Raw genomic sequence first — 3,936 nt, 5'->3', positions numbered from 1 at the left:
GTCTTCAATCTGATTGTCAAAGACTTCGACATCATCTGTCGCCATCACCAGTACTCCCGAACCAGCGGGGACGGAGGCAACCATATTACCTTTGGGTGCAAAATTTCCGGTATTGTTTTTGAAGATGCGATTTCGAAACAAGCGCACATGACGTCCATTCTTCTGAGGCAACCCTGGCAGGTCAAAGACTAACAGGCCCCCCGTATTGTTCGTCACCACATTATCGTACACGTCCGCATGAATGGTATTTTCGATCTCAATTCCGGCCACATTAAATTCTGCCCGGCAGTTTCTGACAATCACATCGATAGACTGTCCGACATAAATCCCGGCATCAGCGGCACCGATCGCAATGCAGTTCTCGATCAAAACATTTTTGCACTGCACCGGATAAAGGCCATAAGCACCGTTCGTTGATTTCGGTCCCCCTGTCCATTCCGTGCGTATCCCCCGAAAAGTTACATTTTCTGCCCCCAGGACTTTGATGGCATTATGACTGGTATCCTCAACGGCAAAATTCTCCAGAACAAGATTATCTCCACTCGCCAGTAATCCAAAGCTGCCGTCCGTCTGGTTCTTGAAAGAGAGAATTGTTTTCTCATGACCTTGACCACGAATCGTGACGTTGTCCGTGACCAGATGCAAACCGGACAGTAATTCATATTTCCCTGCATTCAGCAGCAGCACATCTCCCGGAACGGCTTGAATCATGCGGGTTTGGAATTGAAATTGAAAATCGGGGCCGGGGGAAAAGGTATAAGTTGCCGGCACCAGTTTCAGCACCTTCGACTCGGCAGCATCGACGACCGACTTCTCCAGGAAATGTCCCTGCATCACTATGACCATAGTAATACTGAAAACCTTGATTGATGAGATGAGATTTGATTGTGACATCTTTGATAAACCTGCGCAAATTTTGCTCAATGAAATAATTATTTGAAGACGACAGAAAGGCCCACGCGTAACAGATTCCCGAATGAAGGCTGAGTATACAATTTCATCAGACGCCAGCCCACCGCTTCCGGATTCGGATGTGAAGGAAACCAGACCGGCTTCGGAAACAGCGTCAGCGGTCCAGAAAGCACCGTTTTTTCCACATCCCTGAGAAAAAATGTGTTGTGTACGTTACCGATTCCACTGGATACATTTTGCAAGTCGGCCCCCGGTGCCCCTCCCCAGGGAGTTGACATAAACGCATAATTCAAGGCGGGCCAGTGATTGATGCCCACGGCCCCATAATGCATGCGTGAGATACAACGATCCAGAACATCACGCTCAGTTTTTTGAAACGCATCCGGAACCGTAATCGACGCGCAGAGTGTCCCCCAAACTTCCTGATTCACAAAATCAACGGCCCGTTCAAGAAAATCGGTATCGGAATCAGCCTGCAACGTGGTTTCCGCACAGACGCAGACAAAAGATTCTTCCTGAAACAGATGCGGCGATTGTTGTGGATCGGCATTACGAAGCAATTTCCAGGGCAGAAATTCCTGGTCATCGGGAACCTCACCGGCAAACCGTTCCCAACGCCTCGCGGCACCCGGATAGTACGCATAACGTCGCGGAATAGAAGACAGATGCTGTTCGATCATCGCTAAAAAACGATCCCGTTCAGGCCAGTTGGCGGCGGTGACGATCACCTTCGTCGCCAGACAGTTAAAGGACGCATTATTCACAATCGAAGCCGCGATATTCTCGGCCTGAAACTGGAGTTGTTTTTCGGAATACTTACCCGGGACGACAATCCAGGGAGAAACGTTCCCCAACTCACTCGTAATCGGCACATCAATGCGCGGTTGATTTTTCTGCTTCCGGGACGCGCGTTCCGCAGGATCGCTCCCCCAGACAATCACATCGTGAGTTTGTGTCGATCCGGTGATATGAATCCGTTCAATCGCAGGATATTCCACCAGAGCGGCGCTTTCATCCGCATTACCACACACGATGCGTAACAGCCCGGCTTCGATTAATGGCTGGAATGCCTGTTCAAAAACCGGTTTCAGATACTCATTGACCGGATTCATTTTGAGCAGAACACGTTCCCCGTCCTGCAGAATTTTCGTCAACACATCGGTGGCCGGAATCGCAGACACATTGCCCGCCCCCAACACCAATGTCAGGGGCAGCGATTCGGAAGCAGTGCTCTCCAACGGATCGAGGTTGAACAGCGACGTGGACTCCAATCCCGGCTTCAGCCAGGCTTCTGCCTTCAAGCCAGCGAATACCAGTGAGTCATAAATCCCGCTGGTAGGAAAAACAGGCACGCGCCATTGCTCTTCAGTTGTGAACACCGGAGATCCTGGTAGACAAGGTTTGCCGGAACGCGCAATCGCATTCAGACTGATCAACAACACTTGCAAAAATCGAGCAACAGAGACCGGGCCCGCGAGAACTTCTTCTGCGCGAACCGCACTCTCTACCGGAATCCGTTTTGCCTGACAGGCGAGATCAACCCATTCTTCAGCAGCATCGGAAAGACTTCGCAGGCATTGCTCTGTCAAACGAATGCGCTCCGCAACTGAAAAGCCAACCAATGTCTGGTTGGCTTCAGTCAATTCCTTTAAAGCCTGATCGATTTCAGACTGATTCGTGCTGGATACAGCGTGCTGATGCAGGATCGTCTTCTCCCTCGTGAGTGAGAAATCACACCCGAAATTCCTGAAACGGTTAACCAAACTGTCTTAACAGAGACTAAGGCGCCTCGACGACCTCTCCCCCCTGAATCGTTGAGAGTGCCTGGTAGAGATTCAGATCCACGTTCTCCGAAATAAAGTGAACTGATCCGTCTGCATAAAGAAAGTGACAACCACCCACATGCTGACTGCGGAAGTTACTGGTAGCATCAGAGCCGGTACCAAAGGTGCAGTTGGTAAAGTTTGTCAGATCAATTACGGTTTCGGTGGTATATTTTTTATTGATACGATCCGACGTACTGCCAAAGACGCCAGCACGGGGACCACCAAATAAGCCGGCTTTAAAATCTGATGGAGGCGGCTGTGCTACGATCCAGCCTTGAGATGCTTCGACCGGTGTCGCAGGTGCTGTGTTACAACCTTGCCCATTACAAAGAAGAAATTGAGGTCCGGTTGCACCTTCGCCCATGGCAATCGTATTACTGGAACCATCGATGATATCCCGCATTTTGGTCCCTCGATTGAGATCAAACATGCCTTTGACAGTATTGGGTTGGCCACTTGACTTACACCAGGCCACATTTGATCCGCGACACATCAGGTAAGTCGTGATCCCAAAAGTTCCCCCCGCCGGTATGAGGCTCGCCAGAGCAGGCTCATTAATCGGGTTGCTGCCAACATTGGAAGGGCAGACAAATGTGGGAATGACGGTGCTGGCTACCGTGGGAGCCTGCTGTTCCCACGGCTTGGTAGAATTATAAAGATTGGACAAGTTGCCCTGATCGAAATAAGGCAGCATCATCACAATCCCGTTTGTAATGAAGTTTCCGCCGCCGGAAGACGTTGCAAAGTTCACACTGCTTCCCAATGGAAACATGCTATGGGCCTCATGATAATTGTGCATCGCCAGCCCGAACTGCTTCATGTTGTTCTTGCACTGGGTTCTGCGAGCCGCTTCCCGTGCCTGCTGGACGGCGGGTAACAGCAAGGCAATGAGGATCGCAATGATTGCGATGACCACCAACAACTCGATGAGTGTGAATCCTCTGTTCAGAGGCTTACGACGTATCATAGCGCTACTCCTCGCATTTCAAGAAGGGATAAGAAAGGGTCTAAATATAATTATGCAAAGCATTGATTTGCGTTACTCATCTGATTAAGGAATGACGCAAACAAGCACCGTAACAATGACATATTTAAAAGACTCGAGAGAAAAAGGCCTTCACGATGTATTTAACCCCTCTCGCATCCAGACAGTTCTTTAAGAAATAGAGATTTGTAGCCAGTTCTGATTGATGACAGA

3 protein-coding genes are annotated in these 3,936 nt (G+C 49.7%); all 3 read right to left on the bottom strand.

Annotation, left to right across the window (positions count from 1 at the left end):
- Nucleotides 1–894 (bottom strand): parallel beta-helix domain-containing protein (locus tag Q0294_RS09255; protein WP_299463766.1); only part of this gene is annotated, 894 nt, incomplete at its 3' end.
- A 38-nt stretch (nucleotides 895–932) separates the two neighbouring features.
- Nucleotides 933–2,555, bottom strand: coding sequence for an aldehyde dehydrogenase family protein (locus tag Q0294_RS09250; RefSeq protein ID WP_299463763.1), 1,623 nt, complete (start codon nucleotides 2,553–2,555; stop codon nucleotides 933–935).
- Nucleotides 2,556–2,691: 136 nt separating this feature from the next.
- Nucleotides 2,692–3,705: a DUF1559 domain-containing protein gene (locus Q0294_RS09245; protein WP_299463760.1), complete on the bottom strand. Its 1,014-nt coding sequence runs from the start codon at nucleotides 3,703–3,705 to the stop codon at nucleotides 2,692–2,694.
- Between the last annotated feature and the right edge of the window lie 231 nt (nucleotides 3,706–3,936).

It is taken from the genome of uncultured Gimesia sp., assembly GCF_937919775.1.
GTDB lineage: Bacteria > Planctomycetota > Planctomycetia > Planctomycetales > Planctomycetaceae > Gimesia.
This window is presented reverse-complemented; position numbering and strand designations above follow the sequence as displayed.

What these genes read in the sequence shown, in the direction of transcription:
- Q0294_RS09245 (WP_299463760.1), bottom strand. Translation starts at nt 3,705, where the DNA reads ATGATACGTCGTAAGCCTCTGAACAGAGGATTCACACTCATCGAGTTG.